Source organism: Pseudaestuariivita sp. (assembly GCF_052825805.1).
Genome location: NZ_JBRBVB010000001.1, coordinates 173,617 through 195,453 on the forward strand (window position 1 = coordinate 173,617; position 21,837 = coordinate 195,453).

The window sequence follows — 21,837 nt, forward strand, 5'->3', positions numbered from 1 at the left end:
CGTGATGCGGGGGAAGTTGCAGGCCATCCTCGACGGGGAGCGCCTGCCGGCTGTGCGGCTTGTCATCTATGCGATGATCGTGCTCTCGGCGGGGGTGCTGGCGCTGCGGACCGTGCCGGACCTACCAGAGGGCGCACAGAGGGCTCTTTTGTGGCTGGGGGCCGGGCTGACGCTGCTTTTTGCGGTCGAGTTTGCGGTCCGGCTCTATGCGGCGCCGAATCGCTGGCGGTATCTTTTCAGCTTTTGGGGGATCATCGATCTGCTCGCCTGTCTGCCGCTGCTGGTGCTGGTCTACCCCGAGTTGCAGGCGATGCGCGTGCTGCGGCTGATGCGGCTCTTTCGCCTGCTCAAGCTGTTGCGCCTGGCTCCGGCCTACGCGCGGCTGACGGCGGCGCTGGTGCGCGTCAGGGGCGAGCTGATCCTCTTTACCCTCGTGGCGCTGCTGGCGCTTTATCTCTGCGCGGTGGGGATTTACGCGTTCGAGCACCGCGCGCAGCCGGACGTGTTCACCTCGATCCCGGCGAGCCTCTGGTGGGCGCTCGCGACGCTCACCACGGTGGGCTACGGGGACATGGTGCCGATCACCGCCGGCGGGCGGCTCTTTACCGCCTGCGTTTTGTTCATCGGGCTCGGCATCGTGGCGGTGCCCGCGGGAATCGTGACATCTGCCTTGCTCAATGCACCGCAACCGGATGATATGGCGCGCGATACATCTGATGGGGAGAATGTCACATGATCACACGTCGCATCCTTTTGGCGAGCGCTGCCGCGCTTGGCCTTGCGGGCGCAGCCCTGGCCGACGGTCACGAGAAAACCAAGGTGGGCTTTGTCTACGTCGGTCCGATCGGTGACGGCGGCTGGACCTACGAGCACCACCAGGGCCTTTTGGCGGTCGAGGAACATTTTGGCGACGCGGTCGAAACCATGTACGTGGAGAACGTGGCTGAGGGCCCGGACTCCGAGCGCGTGATGACGCAGATGGCGCTCGACGGGGCGGACATCATCTTTACCACCTCGTTCGGCTACATGGACCCGACGATCAACGTTGCGGCCAAGTTCCCGGACGTGAAGTTCGAGCACGCCACGGGCTACAAGCGCGCGGACAACGTCTCGACCTACTCGGCACGGTTCTACGAGGGACGCGCGGTGCAGGGCCACATCGCGGGCAAGATGACCAAGTCGAACATCATCGGCTACATCGCCTCCTACCCGATCCCGGAGGTCATCCGCGGCATCAACGCAGCTTACCTGCACGCCAAGGCGGTGAACCCCGAGGTCGAGTTCAAGATCATCTGGGCCTTCACATGGTTTGACCCGCAGAAGGAGGCCGACTCGGCCAAGGCGCTGATCGAGCAGGGCGCGGATGTTGTGCTGCAGCACACCGACTCGACGGCTCCGCAGGCGGCGGCGCAGCAGGCGGGCGGCGTTGTGACCTTTGGCCAGGCGTCGGACATGAGCGAATACGCCCCATTCCCGCGCGTCTCCTCGATCATCGACAACTGGGCGCCCTACTACATCGACCGCGTGCAGGCGGTGATGGACGGCACCTGGGAGAGCGTGGACACCTGGGACGGCATCCCGACGGGTATGGTCGAGATCGGCGAGATCACCGACGCGGTGCCGGCGGACGTCAAGGAAGAGGCGCTGGCGATGATCGAGGCCATGCGCACGAGCGAATATCACCCGTTCACCGGCCCGATCAACAAGCAGGACGGCTCCGTTTGGCTGGCCGAGGGCGAGACGGCCTCGGACGGCGATCTGGCTGGCATGTCCTTCTACGTCGAAGGTCTGACGGGCGACATTCCGAACTGATCCTCGCCTCATGGCGCGACACGTAGGGTGGGCCTCGGCCCACCCTACTTTTTTGTGGCAGATGTTTTCCTGCCGGGCGCAGCGTGGCACAAAGCGGCCATGACACAGATGACCACCCTCTCCGGCCAGCCCCTCTCTTCTCTCATGTTCGGCACGATGCAGTTCGGGGGGAAGGCAGATGCGGACGCCTCCTCCGAGATGTACGCGATGTGCCGCGCGGCGGGGATCAACGCCTTTGATACCGCGAGCCTCTACACCGGCGGCGCGTCCGAGACGCTGCTGGGTGCCTGCGTTGCGGCGGAACGCGAGGACGTCTTTGTCGCGACCAAGGCCGCCTACGATCAGCCTGCGACCGACGCGAACCTGCGCGCGAGCGTGGATCGCAGCCGCCAGCGCATGGCGCTCGACGAGATCGACCTGCTCTACCTGCACCGCTTCGATGACACGACCCCGCTCGAAGAGACGGTGGCGAGCCTGGCCGCGCTGCAATCCGAGGGTGTGATCCGGCACATCGGCGTGTCGAATTTTGCCGCCTGGCAGGTGATGAAGGCGCAGGCTATTGCCGCGCAGCACGGCACGCGGATCGACGCGATCCAGCCGATGTACAACCTCGTCAAACGGCAGGCCGAGGTGGAGCTGCTCCCGATGGCCGAGAGCGAGAGTATCGCCGTCTTCCCCTACTCGCCGCTCGGCGGGGGGCTGCTGACGGGCAAGTACGCCTCTGGCGGTACGGGGCGCCTGACCGAAGATCATCGCTATGGCGCGCGCTACGGGATCGATTGGATGCCGGGTACGGCCGGTGCGTTGGCGCACCTCGCGGACACGCGCGGGATTGCGGCCGAGACGCTCGCCGTCGCCTGGGTCGCGCGCCATTCTGCCGTCACCGCACCGATCATCTCGGCCAGCGCTCCGACCCAGCTCGGGCCCTCCCTCGCCGGCTTGAATTTCGAGATCGAGGACGCGGTCTACGCAGAGATCACGGCGCTGTCGCCGACACCCGCGCCAGCCACGGACCGCAACGAGGAAGCATGACGGACGTCCTCGTTATCGGCGGCGGGATCGCCGGCATCTCCGCGGCTGCGCGGCTGGCGCCGCACGCATCGGTCACCGTGCTCGAGGGTGAGACGTCGCTTGCCTACCACGCCTCGGGCCGGTCGGCGGCGGCCTTTATCGAGGATTACGGCAACAGCGCAGTGCGCGCGCTCAACAAGGCGAGTGCCGTCTACCTGCACGAGAGCGGCGTGCTGAAGCCACGCGGGATGATGCTGGTCGGGCGCGCCGACGAGAAAGAGGCGCATGCGGCGGAGGCGAAGGATTTTGGCCTGACGCAAATCTCGCCGGACGAGGCGCGGAGGCGCATTCCGATCCTGTCTCGTGAGGCGGTCGCTTTTGCGGCCTACCGCCCGGACATGTTCGACCTGGACACCGATCTGTTGCTGCAAAGCTTTGCCCGCACAGCGCGGCAGGCTGGGGCGGAGATTGTCACGGGCGTGAAGGTCACGGAGATCGCGCGCGCCGATGGCCTGTGGCAGGTGACCAGCGGCGCGCAAAGCTGGACGGCGCACGTGCTGATCAATGCCGCAGGCGCCTGGGCCGACGAGGTGGCGCAGATGGCGGGCGTGCAGCCGTTGGGTCTGCAGCCCTACCGCCGCTCGATGGCGCGCCTGCCTGCGCCGGGTGGGCACGACGTGACCGGGTGGCCGTTTGTCGATGGTGTCGGGGAGGCGTGGTACGCCAAGCCCGACGCCGGCAAGTGGCTGGTGTCTCCGTCCGAAGAACATGCCTGCGCGCCGATGGATGCCTGGCCGGACGACATGGTTCTGGCCGAAGGGCTGGCGCGGTACGAGGCTATGGTGTCCGAGCCGGTGACCCGGGTCGAGACAAGCTGGGCGGGTTTGCGGACCTTTGCCCCGGACCGGGCTTTGGTGATCGGTCGTGATGCGGGTGTGCCTGAGTTTTTCTGGCTGGCGGGTCAGGGCGGGTACGGCTTTCAGACTTGCGTGGCCGCCTCGCAGTTGGCCGCGGACTTGGTCCTTGGGCGTGCGCCCGAGCTTGCTGCGGATGTCGTCGCCGCAGTCGATCCCGGTCGGTTTTCCTGAGCGGCGAGATGGGTGCAAGCACCCATCCTACGGAGTGTCGCGCCTTGTAGGATGGGTGATCTCACCCATCCACGACGGCGGGTTTTGTCAGACCGCCCATGCGGGTTAGATGCGCGACCACGGCATCGACCCCGGTGCCATGGCGGAGCGCGCAGAATTCGAACGGTCGCCCTGCGCGCACGCGAGTGGCGTCGCGCTCCATCACCTCGAGCGAGGCGCCGACATGCGGGGCAAGGTCGGTCTTGTTGATGACAAGCAGATCGGACTTGGTGATGGCCGGCCCGCCCTTGCGCGGGATTTCCTCGCCCGCCGCCACGTCGATCACGTAGAGCGTTACATCCGCGAGCTCCGGCGAGAAGGTCGCCGAGAGGTTATCGCCTCCGCTTTCGATCAGCACGACGTCGAGGTCCGGGTGCCGTGCGCTCATCTCGGCCACGGCGGCCAAGTTGATCGAGGCGTCCTCGCGGATCGCGGTGTGCGGGCAGCCGCCGGTCTCGACGCCGATGATCCGGTCGAGCGGCAGGGCCTGCATGCGCATGAGCGCCTCGGCGTCTTCCTGCGTGTAGATGTCGTTGGTGATCGCGCCGACGGAGAAGTCTTGCGAGAGCTTGCGGCAGAGGGCGGCGGTGAGCGTGGTTTTGCCAGCCCCGACAGGGCCGCCGATGCCGACGCGGAGGGGGCCGTTGGGTGAGGTCATGGGTGCTCCGTCATCGATGTTTTCGTGGGTGTCTGAGGGTGGGATGGAGGGGCCAGCCCCTCCCGTCGAAAATGGGATTTTCGACGTCCTCCCCGAGGTATTTTCGAACCAGAGAACTGGGGACCCCGGCGCTCATGTGCGGAAGACGCGCGGGCTGAGGGTTTCGTGGCGCATCGAGGCGATGTCGGCGAGGAAGGTAGCCGAGCCGATGTCGTCGAGAATGGTGCCTTGGGTTGTTTCGGCAATGTCGAGGCAGGTTGCGGAGAGGCTTGTGAGCGCGGCTTGGCCTTCGGTCTGGCCGAGTGGGACAAGGCGCACCGCGGCGGAGACGAGGTTCGAGGTGAAGGCATGCAGGTAGGCGGCGATGGCTTCGGTGACGGGGAGGTTCGCGTGCGCGACGGCGCGGCCAAAGGCAACGGGGAACGTGGTTGGGTCCTGTGGCGCCTGGGAGATGGCGGCTGTTGTGCGCGTGAAGGCGGCGCCCTGGTCGAGTGCTTCCTGCAGGCGTTCGGCGGAAGGGGCGAGGGTGCGGGCCAGTATGTCGGCGTCTTGCCAGGTGCCGGTGGCAGCGGCGCGGATCAGGATCGCGTCGGTGCGCCCGGTGCCGTGCTGGAGGATGTCAGTGAGCCATTCTTCGAGCGTTGCGGCCGAGGAGACGCGCCCCGCGGCGATCTCGGTCTCCAGCCCATGGGAATAAGCAAAGCTGCCGAGCGGGAAGGCCGGGGACAGCCATTGCTGCAGCGTCAGAAGGTCAGTCGTGCGCATGGGTGTGCAGCGTGTGGCCGTGGTCGTGGCTGTGCGTACGTCCGTGGCCATAGGCGCCGCCTTCGGGCGTGAAGGGCTCGGTGACCTCGCGCACGGTGGCGCCGAGGTGGTCCAGCATCGCGTGCATCACCGGGTCGCGTTGGATCAGGAGGCGCGCGCTTTCGATCTGGCAGGGCGTGTGGCGGTTGCCAACGTGCCAGGCGACGCGGGTGAGGTCGCTGGCGGTCACTTCAAGGAGGGGTTCGGGCGCGGCGATAACCTCGATCTCCGCGCCGTCCGTCGTCACGAGGCGCCCGCCTTGATCGAGAGAGGTGGTTTGCGCCAGATCAACCAGTAGGTCGGTACCGCTCTGCGTGTAGAGGACCTTGCGCCGCAGGAAGCGGGAGTCGTAGTTGAGGACAAGTGTGTCTTGCGCCGGGCCATGGCCGTGGTCGCGGTATGTGTGGGCGGTGAGCATCACGCGATCTTTGCAATGTTTGACACATAAGTTGGCAAGCGTTCACCAGACCTTAAGCTCTGCCGCCGTAGGGTTTGACATGCCAATCGCACCAAACCTTGCTGACATCGCGGATCGCCTTTTCGATGTGCGTGCTTTGAAGAAAGCTCTGAAAGCCGAAGAAGAGCATCTGCGCACGCTTCTGCTTGAGGCTCGGGTAAACGGCGCAATCGAGGGGACGCGGAGTGTCGTGACAATGCGCACGACACGGTCTCGCATTCTTCAAAAAGACCTCTTGCCTGCCGAAATCCAGAGCGATCCGGCATACTGGAAGGAGCGCGTGACGACGACTGTACTGACCAGACCGACTGCGTCTTGTCCGGTTGCACTCGGCGGGGACCTTGAGGTCCAAGAGCCTTACTGACTTGTTTCAAAACAGAAAATACCGCTGCGCCATGGGGAGGACCTCAGCCGGCTGGCAGGTGAGCAGCTCGCCGTCGGCGCGGACCTCGTAGGTTTCGGGATGCACCTCCACATGCGGCGTGGCGTCGTTGAGCTTGAGCTCCTTCTTCCCGATTTGCCGGGTGTTCTGCACGGCCAGCGTCTGCTTGGCCAAACCGAGCGACGCGCCGAGGCCAGCCGCTTGCGCGGCCTCGGACACAAACGTCACCGCCGAATTCTCGACCGACCGCCCATAGGCGCCGAACATGGGGCGGGTGTAGACCGGCTGCGGCGTCGGGATCGAGGCGTTCGGATCGCCCATCTGCGCGCAGACGATCGAGCCGCCGATCAGCACCATCTCGGGTTTCACTCCGAAGAATGCCGTATTCCAAAGGCAGAGGTCGGCGCGTTTGCCTTCCTCGATGCTGCCGATCTCATGGCTGAGCCCATGTGCGATGGCGGGATTGATCGTGTACTTGGCGATGTATCGGCGCACGCGGAGGTTGTCGTTGTCGCCGGTCTCTTCGGGCAGGCGTCCGCGCTGTTTCTTCATCTTGTCGGCGGTCTGCCAGGTGCGGATCAGCACCTCGCCCACCCGTCCCATGGCCTGGCTGTCGGACGCGATGATCGAAAAGGCGCCCATGTCGTGCAGGATGTCCTCGGCGGCGATGGTCTCCCGCCGGATGCGGCTTTCGGCGAAGGCCACATCCTCCGGGATCGACTTGTCGAGGTGGTGACAGACCATCAGCATGTCGAGGTGCTCTTCGAGCGTGTTCACCGTGAAGGGGCGCGTGGGGTTGGTCGACGACGGGAGTACGTGCTCCTCCCCGCAGATCTTGATGATGTCCGGCGCGTGCCCGCCCCCCGCCCCTTCGGTGTGGAAGGCGTGGATCGTCCGGCCCTTCATCGCTGCTACGGTATTCTCGACAAACCCGCTTTCGTTGAGCGTGTCGGTGTGGATCATCACCTGCACGTCCATCGCGTCCGCTACCGAGAGGCAGCAGTCGATGGCGCCGGGCGTGGTCCCCCAATCCTCGTGCAGTTTCAGCGCGCAGGCACCGCCGTTGATCTGCTCCTCGAGCGCCGCCGGGAGGGAGGCGTTGCCCTTCCCCGCAAAGGCGAGGTTCATCGGGAAGGCGTCGGCGGCCTGCAGCATCCGTCCGATGTGCCAGGGACCCGGCGTGCAAGTCGTCGCCAAAGTGCCATGCGCCGGCCCCGTGCCACCGCCGAGCATCGTCGTCAGGCCCGAGTGCAGCGCGTCCTCGATCTGCTGCGGACAGATAAAGTGGATGTGGCTGTCAAAGCCGCCCGCCGTCAGGATTTTCCCCTCACCCGCAATGGCCTCTGTGCCGGGTCCGACGATGATGTCGACGCCGGGCTGGGTGTCGGGGTTGCCGGCCTTGCCGATCTTGTGGATGCGCCCGTCCCTGAGGCCAACGTCGGCCTTGTAGATGCCCGTCCAGTCGACGATCAGCGCGTTGGTGATGACCGTGTCGACCGCGCCCTCGGCCCGGGTTGCCTGGGATTGCCCCATCCCGTCGCGGATGACCTTGCCGCCGCCGAATTTGACCTCCTCGCCGTAGAGCCCGGCGTTCGGCCCGCTGCCACCAGTTTGCCCTCCCGCGTTTTCGGCGATCAGATCGCGCTCGACCTCGATGATGAGGTCCGTGTCGGCGAGCCGCACCCGGTCCCCGGTCGTGGGCCCGAACATGGCAGCATAGTCCGCGCGAGAGATGGTGGCCGGCATCGGCAGCTCCTTTGATCGTCATCCGCATGGCACATGGCCGCGGCGCTCTTGTCAATCTCCCGAGGTCCCGGCGGCGCTGATCGCAGCCCCTCGCTCAACCACTGGGCAGTCCTGCCCGCCGTTTCGCGATTATCTCAAGCCGCGGCGCATGCCGGCTGCGATGAACGTTGCGCACCCAAAACGGCATCAGCGGCGTCGCGAGCCCTGCATCTACTGTCACACTGTCGGTGAATCGGCACCCCTCCGGCGTCTCGACCACCTCCGAGACATGCGCCCACTGCCTGATCGAGCCCCCGAATTCGACACTGCAAAACCGGCGCGCCGCGTGATCGCAGTCCACAACCTCCATCCGGTAGGGCATCGCCGGCATCCAGCCAAAGAGCCGCACGCGCACGTCGAACACGTCACCGCGCGCCAGCTGCCGCGCCTCCGGCATCCCCTCGAACGTGGCAACCCCCGTCATCAGACGCCCAAAACTGTCGAACCGAGTGTTGATGTCCCAGACAAGGCCCGGATCACAGGCATAGTCGAAAGTCACCACAACACGTCGCCTCACGCCTGAAACGCCTCGTCCTGCAGCGCCGCCACTAGCCCGTATGTCCGCATCGGCATCTCCCGAAGCTGCACCTCAACGCCCATCTCGTGATCTCTCAAAAAGCGAAACGGCCCCCCAAGCATCCCGAGCCCCCTTCTTCTGGCTGGCAATATCCTGAGGGGGTCCGGGGGGAGCAAAGCTCCCCCGCGCGAAAGCCGGACACGGGCAAAGACGCTGCTTCAGTTCACCTCACCAAAAAACCGCAGCTCTTCGGTACGCGCCCGCGTCAGCCGCTCGAGGCAGATGTAAAAGAGCATGTTCTGCATCGACCCGCCGCGCGCGAGCAGGCTCTCGGCCTCGCACGCCTTGTCGCGGAAGGGGATCCAGGCGCGCTGCGCGTCACGCAGGATCACGCTTGTCTTGACCTCATCGGCGCCCAGCCCCTGATCCAGGATGCGCGCCTGCGCGATCGCCATCCCCCAGGCTAGGTTCAGGTCCTCATCGGCAGCCTCGTACGCCTCGGCCGCGCAGCCGGTCATCTCCACCTGCGTCTGTGGATCGGCGCAGTTGAGCGTCTGCGCCGCCGCAGGCGTGGCCATGAGGAGCGAAAGACAGACCACCCAATACCGCATCTCAAAGCGCTCCCATAACCTGCTGGTTGAACCCGTAGACGCGCCGCGCGCCGCTGATCGGGATCAGCTGCACTTCGCGGCGCTGGCCCGGCTCGAACCGGACGGCTGTGCCCGCAGCGATGTCGAGCCGCATGCCACGCGCCGCCTCCCGGTCGAAGTCGAGCGCGCTATTGGCCTCGCCGAAATGGTAGTGGCTGCCCACCTGCACAGGGCGGTCGCCAGTATTCGCGACCATGAGCGTGATCGCCGTGGCACTCGCGTTCAGTGTCTGCGTGCCGTCTGCCGGTAGAATCTCTCCCGGGATCATTCTGCATCTCCTCCCTTGGATTGCGCCACACGCAGAATGTCCTGCCCGAACACACCCACAAGCGCGCCGAGGATCACCACAAACGCCGGCGTCGGCAGGCCGAGGATCGTGCAGATCACCGCGAGCGCCAGCATCAGCAACAGCAGCGTCAGCATGTCGTACAGCCCGTCGCTGATCGCGAGCTCCATCAGCGTGACCGACTTCAGCGCATCGCGCACCATCGGCTCTGCCAGCCGCACGAGATAGCCCGCCCCTATGGACAAAAGAAATGTGAGGAGCATGTGCCACCCTCCTTTGCTGGGGACCGGGCGCGGCGCGCCTGCCCCTGTGGTCGCCCCGCCGGGCGGAGCATATGTGTTCAGCCCCGCGCGCGCCTCACCGGATCGGATTGTGCACCGTCACCAGCTTGGTGCCGTCAGGAAACGTGGCCTCGACCTGCACGTCGTGGATCATCTCAGCGATCCCCTCCATGCACATCTCCGCCGTCACCACATGGGCGCCCGCCTCCATCAGATCGGCGACGCAGCGCCCGTCGCGCGCGCCCTCGACAACCGCATCGGTGATAAGCGCAATCGCCTCGGGGTGGTTCAGCTTGACGCCGCGCGCCAGACGCTTGCGCGCCACCTCCGCCGCCATCGAGATCAGCAGCTTGTCTTTTTCGCGCGGGGTCAGCTGCATCTGCGGCCTTTCACTCTGTTGTGGGCAGCCTCACAGCTGCCACGTCCGGGGCACGGCGGCCCCGAGCCTTGTCAGTGCCGGCACCAAGGTCTTGCGCAGCGCGAACCCGTCCTCAGCCACGACGCGCGCAAAGAGCACGCCCGACCGGATCACGCTAGCGCCCCCGGTGCGCGGCATCAACTGCCTGAGCGGCGCGAGGAGGCGCCCGGCCTCGGGGCTGATCAGAATAACGGCAGCTTGCGCCGCCATCCCGTCCGCGACACCCGGCCTCTGCAGGATGGCCTGAACGTCCCCGACAAGCCGCGTGCGGTCTGCAAAGACCGGCGCGCCCGCGCGCGTAATGTCGATCCGGTCCACCAGATCGAGCGCCCTCAGGCGCTCGCCCATCGCCGCCCGGCCAAAGACCATCGGCTCCACCACCAAAAGCGTGCCGCCCTCGGCCACATCCGCCGACAGGTGCCGGTCGAGGCGCCCCCCGTCAAAGAGGATCGTCTCCTGCGGCACCCAGTTGAGCCGCGCGCCTGCCGCAACCTCGAGCCGGGAGCGCACCTGCCCCGTCTCCGTCGGCTGCGCGCGGTAGATGCGCTCGGCAGCCTGCGTGGTGACGGTGAGCGTTGCGCCGGCCTCCGCCGTGACGCGTGCGTCGAACCTGTCGCCCCCGGTCACGCCGCCGCTGGTGTTGAGCATGACCGCCGTCAGCTCGGCGGCGGTCTGGGGAAAGAGCGCCCTAAGCGCGCCCGACTGGTGCAGCCGCCCGAGCCGCGACGCACCACCCCGCGCATGCGCGCTGATCGCAAGGCGCCCGATCGCGCGCGGCTGGGAAGGCAAGGCTTGGGCCGTCATCGCGAAGACCCTAGGGCACCCGGACGAGACGCGACAGCTTTAGCTGAGCGGCGAGGCCGATCTGCCGCGCCCAGCGCCCGCTTTTTCGACAGCCTTTCCCGGCAGGGCCGCTCATCGCGCCTTGCGGCGCGCCGCGCGAGGTGTATCCCTGCCGGAACGACGACCGCGAGGAGGACCCGATGATGTTGCAACTGACCCAAGCCGTTGGCCGGCTCGGCACGGAAAGCGCCTTTCAGGTGCTTGCACGCGCGCAGGCGCTTGCCGCCGAAGGCAAGGACATCATCAACCTCGGCATCGGGCAGCCCGATTTCCGCACGCCCGAGCATATCGTCGAGGCGGGCATCCAGGCGCTGCGCGACGGCCACCACGGCTACACCCCCGCGAACGGCTTGCCGGTTCTGCGCGAGGCGGTGGCGCTCGATCTCGAGAAACGCCACGGCGCGGCGGTGGACCCGGACTGCGTCGTCGTCGTGCCGGGCGGCAAGCCGACCATGTTCTTTGCCGTCCTGATGTTCGGGGAGCCGGGCGCCGAGATCCTCTACCCCAATCCGGGCTTTCCAATCTACGAATCGGTCATCAAGTATTCGGGCGCCACGCCGGTACCGATCGCGCTCGAAGAGGAGAAGGGCTTTGCCTTCGACGCCGAGACAGTGCTGGGCCAGATCACCGAGAACACACGCCTGATCATCATCAACTCACCCGCCAACCCGACGGGCGGCGTCACCCCGCGCGCGGAGATCGACAAGCTGGTCGCAGGCCTGCCGGACCACGTGGCGATCCTGAGTGACGAGATCTACTCCGAGATGCTCTACGACGGGCGCGAGCATGTTTCGCTGCTGCAGTATCCCGAGATCCGCGACCGGCTGATCCTCCTCGACGGCTGGTCCAAGACCTACGCGATGACTGGGTGGCGCATGGGCTATGCCGTTTGGCCGGAGGCGTTGGTCGAGACCGTTCAGAGGCTTTGCATCAACGACCACTCCTGTGTGAACGCCGCCGCGCAACATGCCGGCCTTGCCGCACTGACCGGTCCCAAGGACGAGGTGCTCAGGATGGTGGCCGAGTTCGACACACGCCGCCGCTTCATCGTGGACGCGCTGAATGACCTGCCGGGCGTGCGTTGCGCGGATGCGGCTGGCGCCTTCTATGCCTTCCCGAACATCGAAGGGACCGGGCTCACGGCGCAGGCGGCGCAAGACCTGTTCCTCAACGAGGCGGGCGTGGCGACCATCGCCGGCACCTCCTTTGGCGCGTGGGGCGAGGGGTTCGTGCGGCTGAGCTACGCCAACAGCCTCGAGAACATCGAAAAGGCCGTGGACCGCATCCGGGCCGTCCTGTGACGCCCTTTTGGCGCGGCCTGCGGCACGGCGCGCCCTTTGTGGTGATCGTCGTGCCCTTTGCCGTGCTCTTTGGGGCGGTGGCGCGCGAGGCGGGCATGGACATCGTCGAGGTCATGGCGATGTCCACGGTCGTCTTTGCCGGTTCGGCGCAGTTCACCGCGCTCGCGCTCTTGCAGGACGGCGCGCCCACGGCCATTGCGATCATCGCCGGGCTGGCGGTCAACCTGCGCATGGCGCTCTACTCGCTGGCGCTGATCCCGCACCTCGGCCACGCGCCCTTCTGGCAGCGCGGCGTTATGGCCTTTGTAATGGTTGACCAGGCGTTTGCCGTCGCGGTCAAGACCTACGAGACCGAGCCCGACATGCCGCGCCGGGACAAGGTCCCGTATTACTTTGGCGTCGTGATGTCGGTTTGCCCGCTGTGGCTGGTCTTTACCTATGTCGGTGCGGCCGTGGGCCAGACGATCCCGGAAAGCTGGCAGCTCGATTTTGCGGTGCCAATCTGCTTCATCGCGCTGACGGCGCCGCTCCTGCGCACGCCGGCGCATGTGGCGGCCAGCTTTGTGGCCGTGGCAGTCGCGCTGATTCTGGCGTGGATGCCGTGGAACCTGTGGCTGATGGTGGCGGGCCTTCTGGGCATGATGGCGGGCGCCGAGGTCGAGCGCCGCACCGAGCAGATGAAGGCGCGCCAGCCATGAGCGATCTGGTGATCTGGACGGTGATCGTCTTTCTCGGGATCGGCACCTACCTGATCCGCTTTTCGTTCCTGGGGTTTCTCGGAGACCGGGAGCTGCCGCCCTGGCTGCTGCAGCACTTGCGCTATGTCGGGGTGGCGGTATTGCCGGCGCTGGTCGCGCCAATGATCCTCTGGACCGACGGTCCGGGCAGCGCCATCGACCCGGTGCAGCTGGTGGCCGCGATGGCGGGCTTTGCCGCGGGCTGGCGGTTCGGCGTGATCCCGGCGCTGGTAGTCGGGATGGGCACGCTTTACGCTGTGAGCGCGCTCTTTGCCTGACGGCGCACCGTGACAAGCGTCCCTACAGCGCGCTACATCTGAGATGAAAGCGGGAGGACGGCATGAAAATTCTCATCACCGGGGGCGGCGGTCTCGTCGGGCAGAAACTGGCCAAGCGGCTGGCCGCAAAGGGAGAGCTGCGCGGGCAGGCCATCGACGAGGTCGTGCTGGCCGACGTGCTGGACCCGCCGGCCATCGAGGCGCCTTTCAAGGTTACGACGATGACGGGCGACATCTCGAAACCCGAAGATGTGGCGCGGATGATCGACGGGGAGACGACGGTGATCTACCACCTCGCCGCGATCCTTTCGGGTCACGCCGAAGTGGAGTTCGACCACGGTATCGCGGTCAACCTGATGGGCACGCTGCACCTTTTGCAGCGGGCGCGTGAGATGGAGACGCAGCCGGTCTTTTGCTACGCCTCCTCCATCGCGACGCTGGGCGGCGAGGTCCCCGACCCGATCGAGGATTGGACCGCCACCAACCCGCAGACCTCATACGGCACGCAAAAGGCGGCGGGCGAGCTGTTGCTCAATGACTTTTCCCGCAAAGGGTTTGTGCAGGGGCGTGGCGTGCGGCTGCCGACCATCTCCGTCAGGCCGGGCAAGCCGAACCGGGCGGCGTCTTCCTTCATGTCCTCGATCATCCGCGAGCCTCTGAACGGGGAGGAGGCGATCTGCCCGGTGGGGCTCGATTTCCAGCACTACTACCTTAGCCCGCGCATGTGCGTGGAAAACCTCGTGCGGCTTGCGGAGGTGGAGCAGGAGGCGCTGGGGATGAACGTCAACATGACCATGCCGGGGCTGACGCACACGATCAGTGATTTGCTGGACGCGATGCGGGAGGTTGCGGGGCCGGAGCCTGCCCAGCGCATCCGGTTCGAGAGCCAGCCGGAGATCGAGAAGATCGTGATGGGCTGGCGCTATGCCTTCAACCCGGCCAAGGCGCTTGCGTTGGGGCTGACGGCGGACACGGACTACCGCGACAACGTGCGCTACTACCTCGAGGACGACAAACCGTAGTGGGTGCAAGCACCCATCCTACGGGGTGGCCGGCGCATGTAGGATGGGTGATTTCACCCATCCCCGGTTACAATTTCGAGACACGGGCGCGGGCTTTCTCCGCGCTCTCCACCCGCTCCGAGTAGCGGTCCACCAGGTAGTCCGAGCGTCCGCGGACGAGCCAGGTGAACTTCACCAGCTCTTCCATCACGTCCACGATCCGCCGGTAAAGCGGCCCTTCGGGCAAGCGCTCGCCGTCGGAGAATTCGAGCCACGCCTTGGGGATCGAGGACTGGTTGGGGATCGTCACCATCCGCATCCACCGCCCAAGGATGCGCATCTGGTTCACCGCGTTGAAGCTCTGCGAGCCGCCCGAGACCTGCATCACCGCCAGCGTCTTCCCTTGCGTGGGGCGCACACCACCCATCGAGAGCGGCAGCCAGTCGATCTGCGCCTTCATGATGCCGGTCATCGCGCCGTGGCGCTCGGGCGAGGACCAGACCATCCCCTCGGACCAAGTCGCCAGATCGCGCAGTTCGGCGACCTTGGGGTGGTCGGCGGGTGCATCATCCGGCAGTGGCAGACCCGACGGGTCAAAGAAGCGCGTTTCGCACCCCAGCGCGCGCAGCACCCGCGCGCCCTCTTCGGCGGCACGGCGGCTGTAGGAGTTCGGACGCACGGAGCCGTAGAGCAGCAGGATGCGGGGCGGATGACCCGGATCGCCAGGCGCCTTGAGCGCGTCCGCGTCCACAGGCGCCAGCGCCTCGCCCGAGATATGTGGCAGGTCGGTCAGGTCCATGGTCCGGGCTCTTTGTGTGTGAAAGCCCTTGAGGCCCAGCAGCCCCTAGGGCTGCTCTTCCTCCAGGTGCAGCTTCATGTCGATCAGCACCTGCTGCAGCGCCACCGTCTCCTTAAGCAGCCGCTTGGCCTCGTTGACCGAAATCACGCCGTCCTCGATCGACTGGTTGTACTCGGCCATGAGCATCGCAAACCGCTGGCTGAGCGCGATCACGTCCGAGTTGACGCCGCCCCCCTCGCGGTCGTTCCGGCGCCGGTCCGAATAGGAGATCGTGATTCCCCGCAGCTCGGACAGCGCCGCCGTCACATGCGGATAAGACGACGCCTCTTCGAGCTGGGCGGCGGCATCTACCGGGATGAACCGGTCCGAATGCTCGGGGCTGTCCGAGTAATACCGCCCCAGCGTCGCCTTGGATTTCCCCGTCAGCTCGCACGCGCGTTCGATGCCGACGTCCTTGACCAGGGCCTCGGTGTGTTTCTTCAGGTAAGAGCCGATTCCGGCCATTGGCAAACATCCCGTTACGCCCCGTCACTTGGGGAAACCTACACTCGCTTTCCCATTAATCGGTTTTGCAGGGGATGTCATTACCTGCCCCACATCGCCGGCACACACTGGCGGTCTGGACGCCCAGGTGTCCAACAAGAAGGCAGGCACGGCCCACAGCCCAGCCGCAGGCGCCGAACACGCCCCGCCGCGGTCGACTTTGACCTCGCGCTCTAGCGCTCTGAGACAAGATCGAAGGGTCCACCACTCACGACGCCGTGTCTGCCTTCACGCCTCAGCGGCGCACTTGCCCCTCGCCTGGGCGGCAGGCAAAAGGCAGCATGGCCAAGCTCTACTTTCACTACTCGACGATGAACGCGGGCAAGTCGACGGCGCTGCTGCAGGCGGCGCACAACTACCGCGAGCGGGACATGGTGCCGTACCTTTTGAAGGCGGCGTTCGACACCCGGGCTGGCGCGGACCAGATCGGCTCGCGCATCGGCATTTCCGCGCCGGCGGAGTGCTTTGGCCCGGACGAGGACCTCTTTGCCAAGATGGCAGCCCACCTCGATCAGGGCCCGGTCGATTGCGCCTTTCTCGACGAGGCGCAGTTCCTGACCGAGGCACAGGTGTGGCAACTCGCCCGCGCCGTCGACGACCTGCGCGTGCCGGTCATGTGCTACGGGCTGCGGGTCGACTTTCTGGGCAAGCTCTTTCCGGGCTCGGCCACGCTTCTGGCCATCGCCGACGAGATGCGCGAGGTACGCACCATCTGCCATTGCGGGAAGAAAGCGACCATGGTCGTGCGCAAGGACGCGGACGGCAACGTGGCCACGGCGGGCGATCAGGTGCAGATCGGGGGGAACGAGACCTATGTCTCGCTCTGCCGCAAGCACTGGCGGGAGGCGGTGGGCGACGCCCAGCCAGGGACCAGGCCCTAGCTGATCAGCAGCCGCAAACCCGTCGTCACGTCTGAACGCACGGCCAGACGCAGCCCCGGCTCGTCCCCGGCCTTCAAGGCTGCGAGAATCAGGCGGTGGTACTTGGGCGGCTCGTTGCGCCGCATCCGCCCGTAAAGCGCGCGCATCGTCGGACCCAGCTGCAGCCAGACCGTCTCGGCAAGCGCCAGCATCGCAGGCGCCTGCGCGCGCAGGTAAAGCGTGCGGTGAAAGTTGAGGTTTGCACGGATGTAACCCGCCGCGTCCCGCTTTGCGACCATCTCCGCGACGGTGGAATTGAGGAGCGACAGCCGCTCGATCAACGCCATGTGCGCGCGCGGCAGGGCGCGGGTGGCCAGCTCCACCTCGAGGAGCGCACGCAGGGCGGCAAGCTCCTCGATCCGGTCGGTGGTCAGCTCGGGCGCCGAGACCCGCCCCGACGACGACATCTGCAGCGCGCCCTCAGCGACCAGCCGCCGCACCGCCTCGCGGGCGGGCGTCATCGAGACGCCGAACTCCTTTCCGATCCCGCGCAGCGTCAGCGCGTCGCCGGGGGAGAGGTGACCATACAGGATCTGCGCCCTGAGGCCCCGGTAAACGCGGTCATGCGCGGCCGGACTGGGCGCGGTCACCTGCGGTGCGGGAGGGGGATCAGGCAGCATGCCAGATTTGTGATCACAAAGCGGGCGCCGGTCAAGCCTTCACGCGCCTATCCGGCAAACCGGACCCGGTGCAGCGCCAGCCCTTCGTGCCGAAGCCACGCGCGCTCGCGCTCGCAGGGTCCGAAAAGGTCCGTCACATGCGCCCAGAAGGCGGGGCTGTGGTTCATCTCCGCCAGATGCGCGACCTCGTGCGCGGCCACGTAGTCGAGCACGCGCGGCGGCGCCATGATGAGCCGCCAGGAATACATCAACCGCCCCGCCTCGGTGCAGCTGCCCCAGCGCGAGCGCGTGTCGCGCAGCGCCAGCGCCGTGTAGCTGCGCCCCAGCGCACGCGCGTGCCGATTGCTTGCCTCCGACAGCGCATCGCGCGCGGACGCCTTGAAGAACGCCTCCACCGCCCGGCCAACCGCGCGGCTGCGCGCCGGCACTTCGATCACGCCGGCCGCTGCGCGCACCGCAGCCACGTCAGCCCGGCGCACCACATGCAGCGCTCCGCGATAGGGCACCTCTGCCTCTTCGGCCACCAACGTCTCCACCGGCGTCTGGCCAACATGCCGCCGCAGCCAACCCGCCTTTTCCCGCGCAAAGGCAAGCGCCTTGCGCTGGCTCATGCCTGCCGGCACCGTCAGCGTCACCTTCCCGTCGAGCGAGGAGACGCGCAGCGTCATCCGCCGTGCCCTCCGGGACTGCCGCAGCGTCACCGCAACAGGCGGATCACCTTCGAGGATATGCTCTGCCATGCGGGTCTGCTCGCTTTGCGTTGAAGCCGTGGAGGTTAGGCTTTGACACCCCATGGCCTTTATGGCAGGGGACGCGGATCGTCTTCAAGACATTGAGCGGGAGCACCCGATATGCCCAAGGAAGAATGGGGAACCAAGCGCCTGTGCCCGACAACCGGCAAGCGCTTTTACGATCTGAACAAGACGCCGATCGTCAGCCCGTACACGGGCGAAGAAGTCGAGATCAAGAACGGCAAGAGCCGCATGATCGAGGCTGACCAGGAAGACGCGGCGACCGCGGCAGCCAAGGCCAAGGAAAGCGAAGAAGAAGATGTCGTGCTCGAGGATGACGACGAGGATGTCGATGTCGATCTGGGCGATGACGTGCTCGACGACGACGATGACGAGGACAACGTCTCCCTCGACGAGATTGCCGACGTCGCCTCCGAGGACGACGACAGCTGACCTCGGACAAGGCCCTCACCTGCGCGATTTTCAGATGCGATTTTTCGCTTGATCGCGCCGGGGGCCTTGCCTAGATACCGCAAAGCCGGGGCTACCAGACCGGCGATCAAAGGATGGGGCCTTAGCTCAGCTGGGAGAGCGCTACAATGGCATTGTAGAGGTCAGGGGTTCGATTCCCCTAGGCTCCACCACCTTTTCTATACCTCGTTCACTACCACGCTTCGACGCTGTTTCGGCCACGATCAGCGGTGTCTGTCTTTTCTATCCATTAGCAAACAGCAGTTCACGCGCCGACCCGAGGGGTGGCGCAATCGCGCCGCCCCAGTGGGGCGGGTCGGCGCGGCCTAACGGTTCCCGTTAGGCAGGAGCTTTGATCTGAGCGCGAAAAAAATCTGAGGCGCATTGCTGAAGGATTGCACCGGACTTGAGACCCCGCCATTCCAACCTCAGCCCCGACCCTTCGACCAAGCCCTCAACCAACCCAGCGTCGGCTCTGTCGCACCCCCCGGCTTGTACTCTGCACCAAATGGCACGTTCCAGCCCTCGTCCGCCATGTACCGGAGTGCCGGCAGCAACTGAGTATCTTCAGCATCCGGCGCGCCGCGTGAGGGGATCGCGGCGAACTGGACGTGCGCGACCACGTCCCGGCACTCATCAAAAGTCGTGATCAGATCGCGCCCCATCCGACCCATGTGGTAGAGGTCGAACATCATCCGAACATTTGTTGCGCCACAAAGGCCAATCGTCTCGCGCGCCGCTTCCGGCGTGTCGATCAGGTACCCTGGCACATCGTAGCCGTTGATCGGCTCCACAAGAAACGTCAGGTCCGGCGCCTGCTGCGCCGCCTCGCCCAGCCGCCGGCCAAAGACCTCCATCCTCGCGCCGCCATCCACCTTGCCGGCCATCACATGCACCGCGCGTGTCCCGGTGGCGCGGGCGTAGGTGATCGCTTCTTCCAGCGCCGCCTCCGCCTCGGCCCCGCGTTCGGGCAAAGCCGTCAGGCCAAAGTCGCCAGCCGCCAAATCCCCCGGACGGGTGTTAAGGCCCAGCATCCAGAGCCCCGTACGCCGCAGCGCCGCCGCGACATCGTCCGCAGGCACGGCGTAGGGCCAGTGGCATTCGACGGCATGAAACCCTGCGCGCCTCGCGGCCGCGATGGCATCGGGCAAGGCAAGCTCGGTCCAGAGGAACCCGAGGTTGGCGGAAAAGCGCAGGGTCACGTCGTAAAGTCGGTGATGACGGAAATGCCCGGCGGCTGCGCGCCATCCATGGCCGCAAGCGCCGCACCCGCCTGCGACAGGGGAATGCGGTCCGTGACCAGACGGTCGAGCGGCAAAAGCCCCGCGTCCACAGCCGCCAATAGATCGCCAAAGCCCCGCGCACCCAGCCCCCGCATCCCGTAAAGCGACAGCTGCCGCGCGTAGACCAGATCGAGGAGCGGCAGCGGCACCGTTGCGTCCTTGCCCACCGGCATGCCGACCTGCACATGTCGCCCCAGCTTGCGCAGCGACCGGAGGGAGGCGTCAAAGGTCTGCGCGATCCCCAGGGCGTCAAGGCTCACATGCGCACCGCCGCCCGTCGCCTCCCGCACCGCCTCGGCCACGTTCCCGCCCGAGGCATCGAGGCAGACGTCCGCGCCAAACGCCCGCGCCATCTCGAGCGCCGGGGCGGAGATGTCGACTGCCACCACCTGCGCGCCCTTGGCCTTGGCGATCAGGATCGCCGACAGACCGACGCCGCCGCTGCCGTGGGTCACCACCCACTCCCCCGGCTGCACGTCCGCCCGGTCCACCAGCGCCCGCCACGCGGTTGTCACGCGGCACCCCATGCCGGCGGCCACGTCAAAGGGCAGCGTCTCAGGCAAGGCCACCAGATTGAAATCGGCATGCGGGATCGCCACGACCTCGGCAAAGGCCCCCCAAAAGGTGAAGCCGATGACCTCCTGCGTGTTGCAGACCGTCGGATGGCCAGCCGCGCAATCGTCGCAAGACCCGCAGCCAAGGATGAAGGGTGCGGTGACCCGGTCCCCAACCTTGAACCGCTGAGCGCTTCGCCCGACTTCGATGACCTCTCCGGCCAGCTCGTGGCCCATGATGTGAGGTAAGGCGACGTCCGGGTCCGCGCCGACCCAGGCGTGGTGATCAGACCGGCAGACCCCGCATCCGCGCAGTGCGACAAGCACGCCGTCCTGCGGACACGCAGGGTCCGGCACCTCCGTCAGCGCGAGCGGGTCGCGCCACCGCTCCATCAGGGCTGCTTTCATGTCACTCTCCTCCGGCTCCAAGCCATAGAGCAGGCACCGGCGCGTCCCAAATGTTTTGTTTGGGTGCACGCCTCTCAAGCGGCGTACACGGAACGCGCGCCCTAAACCTCCTTTACAACAGGTATGGCAGCACCGTTTACTCGCGCCCGGAACCGGGACCGACCTCGACGAGGTCGAAACCCCCATGAGGGAGAACGACACATGACACGTTTTGCAAGCACCGCAGCCGCGCTGCTGCTGGGCTCGACCGCGATGGCGGCGGACCTCGGCGCGGTGGATGAGCCGATCAAGCTGGCGATCAACGAATGGACCGGGCAGCACGTCACGACACACATCGCGGGCAAGATGCTCGAAGAGGCCGGCTACACCGTCGAATACGTGACCGCCGGGATGCTCAACCAGTTCCAGGCGATTGCCGACGGCGACATCCACGCCACGCTCGAAATCTGGTCCTCCAACGTCTCGGACGAGCTGGCCAAGCAGGTCGAGGCCGGCACGATCACCGAGCTCGGCAACCTCGAGCTCGACGCCAAGGAGGGCTTTGCCTACCCCGCGCACGTCGCGGACCTCTGCCCGGGCCTGCCGGCGTGGGAGGCGCTGCAGGACTGCGCGATGAACTTTGCCACCGCAGAGACGATCCCGGCTGGCCGTCTGGTCGACTACCCCGCCGACTGGGGGACACCGGGCGCGGACCGCGTCGCGGGACTCGAGTTGCCCTACAAAGCCGTGCCGGCAGGCTCCGAAGGCGCGCTGATCGCGGAAATCCGCGCCTCCACCGAGAAGCAATCGCCGCTGCTGATCGTCTTCTGGCAGCCGCACTGGGCGATCGCGCAATACGACATGCAGTTCGTCGAGCTGCCCGCCGGCACCGAGGCGTGCTACTCGGACCCGGCGTGGGGGACCAACCCGAACGCCACCTCGGATTGTGACTTCATCCCGACTCGCATCTTCAAGGCCGGCTGGGCCGGCATGGAGGAAAAATGGCCGGCGGCGCACGAGATCCTGTCGAACTACACCCTCGCGGTCGAGGACCAGCAGCCGATGATGGGCGCGGTCGACGTGGACGGTCAGGCCGTCGAGGAGGTCGTCGCCGCCTGGATGGCCGAGAACGAAGGCAAGTGGAAGCCGGTCGTCGAGGCCGCAACCCAGTGACACAGACC

General features: G+C 66.4%; 28 protein-coding genes and 1 tRNA gene. 12 read left to right on the forward strand and 17 right to left on the reverse strand.

Features of this window, described 5'->3' with window-relative positions; translation table 11 throughout:
- Nucleotides 1-4 precede the first annotated feature (4 nt).
- The 4 genes from ACU0B3_RS00850 (at nt 5) to ACU0B3_RS00865 (ending at nt 3,911) form a co-directional block, all read left to right on the forward strand.
- A complete protein-coding gene (locus ACU0B3_RS00850) occupies nt 5-736 on the forward strand; it encodes an ion transporter (protein ID WP_446258910.1) in 732 nt (243 codons plus the stop codon).
- Nucleotides 733-1,812: a BMP family ABC transporter substrate-binding protein gene (locus tag ACU0B3_RS00855; RefSeq protein WP_446258911.1), complete on the forward strand. Its 1,080-nt coding sequence runs from the start codon at nt 733-735 to the stop codon at nt 1,810-1,812. Before ACU0B3_RS00850 ends, ACU0B3_RS00855 begins: the two co-directional genes overlap by 4 nt.
- Before the next feature lie 99 nt (nt 1,813-1,911).
- Nucleotides 1,912-2,844: an aldo/keto reductase gene (locus ACU0B3_RS00860; RefSeq protein ID WP_446258912.1), complete on the forward strand. Its 933-nt coding sequence runs from the start codon at nt 1,912-1,914 to the stop codon at nt 2,842-2,844.
- Nucleotides 2,841-3,911, forward strand: coding sequence for an NAD(P)/FAD-dependent oxidoreductase (locus ACU0B3_RS00865; RefSeq protein WP_446258913.1), 1,071 nt, complete (start codon nt 2,841-2,843; stop codon nt 3,909-3,911). Before ACU0B3_RS00860 ends, ACU0B3_RS00865 begins: the two co-directional genes overlap by 4 nt.
- Nucleotides 3,912-3,972: 61 nt before the next feature.
- Here ACU0B3_RS00865 and ureG read toward each other — a convergent pair whose 3' ends face one another.
- The 11 genes from ureG to ACU0B3_RS00920 form a co-directional block, all read right to left on the reverse strand.
- Complete coding sequence (gene ureG / locus ACU0B3_RS00870) at nt 3,973-4,608, reverse strand: urease accessory protein UreG (RefSeq protein WP_446258914.1); 636 nt, start codon at nt 4,606-4,608, stop codon at nt 3,973-3,975.
- A 132-nt stretch (nt 4,609-4,740) separates the two neighbouring features.
- A complete protein-coding gene (locus ACU0B3_RS00875; RefSeq protein ID WP_446258915.1) occupies nt 4,741-5,373 on the reverse strand; it encodes an urease accessory protein UreF in 633 nt (210 codons plus the stop codon).
- Nucleotides 5,360-5,830 (reverse strand): urease accessory protein UreE, encoded by a 471-nt coding sequence (locus tag ACU0B3_RS00880; RefSeq protein ID WP_446258959.1) that lies wholly within the window; start codon nt 5,828-5,830, stop codon nt 5,360-5,362. Before ACU0B3_RS00880 ends, ACU0B3_RS00875 begins: the two co-directional genes overlap by 14 nt.
- A 409-nt stretch (nt 5,831-6,239) precedes the next feature.
- The gene (gene ureC / locus ACU0B3_RS00885) at nt 6,240-7,997 is read right to left on the reverse strand and encodes an urease subunit alpha (protein WP_446258916.1); all 1,758 of its coding nucleotides are present in this window, start codon (nt 7,995-7,997) and stop codon (nt 6,240-6,242) included.
- A 94-nt stretch (nt 7,998-8,091) separates the two neighbouring features.
- Nucleotides 8,092-8,553 (reverse strand): hypothetical protein, encoded by a 462-nt coding sequence (locus ACU0B3_RS00890; protein WP_446258917.1) that lies wholly within the window; start codon nt 8,551-8,553, stop codon nt 8,092-8,094.
- On the reverse strand, nt 8,550-8,675 hold the full coding sequence (locus tag ACU0B3_RS00895; RefSeq protein WP_446258918.1) for a hypothetical protein: 126 nt from the start codon (nt 8,673-8,675) through the stop codon (nt 8,550-8,552). Before ACU0B3_RS00895 ends, ACU0B3_RS00890 begins: the two co-directional genes overlap by 4 nt.
- Before the next feature lie 96 nt (nt 8,676-8,771).
- Nucleotides 8,772-9,164 (reverse strand): lysozyme inhibitor LprI family protein, encoded by a 393-nt coding sequence (locus tag ACU0B3_RS00900; protein ID WP_446258919.1) that lies wholly within the window; start codon nt 9,162-9,164, stop codon nt 8,772-8,774.
- A gap of 1 nt (nt 9,165) precedes the next feature.
- Entirely contained in the window at nt 9,166-9,471 is a 306-nt protein-coding gene (locus ACU0B3_RS00905) for an urease subunit beta (RefSeq protein ID WP_446258920.1), read from the reverse strand.
- Nucleotides 9,468-9,752: a hypothetical protein gene (locus ACU0B3_RS00910; protein ID WP_446258921.1), complete on the reverse strand. Its 285-nt coding sequence runs from the start codon at nt 9,750-9,752 to the stop codon at nt 9,468-9,470. Before ACU0B3_RS00910 ends, ACU0B3_RS00905 begins: the two co-directional genes overlap by 4 nt.
- Before the next feature lie 94 nt (nt 9,753-9,846).
- Nucleotides 9,847-10,149, reverse strand: coding sequence for an urease subunit gamma (locus ACU0B3_RS00915; protein ID WP_446258922.1), 303 nt, complete (start codon nt 10,147-10,149; stop codon nt 9,847-9,849).
- Nucleotides 10,150-10,179: 30 nt separating this feature from the next.
- Nucleotides 10,180-10,992 (reverse strand): urease accessory protein UreD, encoded by an 813-nt coding sequence (locus ACU0B3_RS00920; RefSeq protein WP_446258923.1) that lies wholly within the window; start codon nt 10,990-10,992, stop codon nt 10,180-10,182.
- Between the two features lie 179 nt (nt 10,993-11,171).
- Between ACU0B3_RS00920 and ACU0B3_RS00925 the strand changes: the two genes are divergently transcribed.
- The 4 genes from ACU0B3_RS00925 (at nt 11,172) to denD (ending at nt 14,369) form a co-directional block, all read left to right on the forward strand.
- The gene (locus ACU0B3_RS00925) at nt 11,172-12,332 is read left to right on the forward strand and encodes a pyridoxal phosphate-dependent aminotransferase (RefSeq protein WP_446258924.1); all 1,161 of its coding nucleotides are present in this window, start codon (nt 11,172-11,174) and stop codon (nt 12,330-12,332) included.
- Nucleotides 12,329-13,030, forward strand: coding sequence for an AzlC family ABC transporter permease (locus ACU0B3_RS00930; protein ID WP_446258925.1), 702 nt, complete (start codon nt 12,329-12,331; stop codon nt 13,028-13,030). The genes ACU0B3_RS00925 and ACU0B3_RS00930 overlap by 4 nt, the downstream gene beginning before the upstream one ends.
- On the forward strand, nt 13,027-13,347 hold the full coding sequence (locus ACU0B3_RS00935) for an AzlD domain-containing protein (RefSeq protein WP_446258926.1): 321 nt from the start codon (nt 13,027-13,029) through the stop codon (nt 13,345-13,347). Before ACU0B3_RS00930 ends, ACU0B3_RS00935 begins: the two co-directional genes overlap by 4 nt.
- 62 nt (nt 13,348-13,409) lie before the next feature.
- The gene (gene denD, locus ACU0B3_RS00940) at nt 13,410-14,369 is read left to right on the forward strand and encodes a D-erythronate dehydrogenase (RefSeq protein ID WP_446258927.1); all 960 of its coding nucleotides are present in this window, start codon (nt 13,410-13,412) and stop codon (nt 14,367-14,369) included.
- 67 nt (nt 14,370-14,436) lie between these two features.
- On the opposite strand, the gene arsH is transcribed toward denD, so the two are convergent.
- Together arsH and ACU0B3_RS00950 are read right to left on the reverse strand one after the other, a co-directional pair.
- On the reverse strand, nt 14,437-15,147 hold the full coding sequence (gene arsH / locus ACU0B3_RS00945; protein WP_446258928.1) for an arsenical resistance protein ArsH: 711 nt from the start codon (nt 15,145-15,147) through the stop codon (nt 14,437-14,439).
- A gap of 45 nt (nt 15,148-15,192) precedes the next feature.
- A complete protein-coding gene (locus tag ACU0B3_RS00950; protein ID WP_446258929.1) occupies nt 15,193-15,651 on the reverse strand; it encodes a hypothetical protein in 459 nt (152 codons plus the stop codon).
- A gap of 320 nt (nt 15,652-15,971) precedes the next feature.
- Here ACU0B3_RS00950 and ACU0B3_RS00955 point away from each other — a divergent pair, with 320 nt between their 5' ends.
- The gene (locus ACU0B3_RS00955; protein WP_446258930.1) at nt 15,972-16,571 is read left to right on the forward strand and encodes a thymidine kinase; all 600 of its coding nucleotides are present in this window, start codon (nt 15,972-15,974) and stop codon (nt 16,569-16,571) included.
- Here ACU0B3_RS00955 and ACU0B3_RS00960 read toward each other — a convergent pair.
- Complete coding sequence (locus ACU0B3_RS00960) at nt 16,568-17,230, reverse strand: GntR family transcriptional regulator (protein ID WP_446258931.1); 663 nt, start codon at nt 17,228-17,230, stop codon at nt 16,568-16,570. The two genes, ACU0B3_RS00955 and ACU0B3_RS00960, sit on opposite strands and share 4 nt — an antisense overlap.
- Nucleotides 17,231-17,277: 47 nt before the next feature.
- Nucleotides 17,278-17,970 (reverse strand): M48 family metallopeptidase, encoded by a 693-nt coding sequence (locus ACU0B3_RS00965; protein ID WP_446258932.1) that lies wholly within the window; start codon nt 17,968-17,970, stop codon nt 17,278-17,280.
- A 111-nt stretch (nt 17,971-18,081) separates the two neighbouring features.
- Between ACU0B3_RS00965 and ACU0B3_RS00970 the strand changes: the two genes are divergently transcribed.
- Entirely contained in the window at nt 18,082-18,414 is a 333-nt protein-coding gene (locus ACU0B3_RS00970) for a TIGR02300 family protein (protein WP_446258933.1), read from the forward strand.
- Nucleotides 18,415-18,529: 115 nt separating this feature from the next.
- Nucleotides 18,530-18,605, forward strand: a tRNA-Ala gene (locus ACU0B3_RS00975).
- A 255-nt stretch (nt 18,606-18,860) separates the two neighbouring features.
- On the opposite strand, the gene ACU0B3_RS00980 is transcribed toward ACU0B3_RS00975, so the two are convergent.
- Both ACU0B3_RS00980 and ACU0B3_RS00985 read right to left on the reverse strand, forming a co-directional pair.
- On the reverse strand, nt 18,861-19,634 hold the full coding sequence (locus tag ACU0B3_RS00980) for a hydroxypyruvate isomerase family protein (RefSeq protein ID WP_446258934.1): 774 nt from the start codon (nt 19,632-19,634) through the stop codon (nt 18,861-18,863).
- Entirely contained in the window at nt 19,631-20,677 is a 1,047-nt protein-coding gene (locus ACU0B3_RS00985) for a zinc-dependent alcohol dehydrogenase family protein (protein WP_446258935.1), read from the reverse strand. The genes ACU0B3_RS00980 and ACU0B3_RS00985 overlap by 4 nt, the downstream gene beginning before the upstream one ends.
- A 201-nt stretch (nt 20,678-20,878) precedes the next feature.
- Between ACU0B3_RS00985 and ACU0B3_RS00990 the strand changes: the two genes are divergently transcribed.
- Entirely contained in the window at nt 20,879-21,829 is a 951-nt protein-coding gene (locus ACU0B3_RS00990; protein WP_446258936.1) for an ABC transporter substrate-binding protein, read from the forward strand.
- The last annotated feature ends 8 nt before the right edge of the window (nt 21,830-21,837 follow it).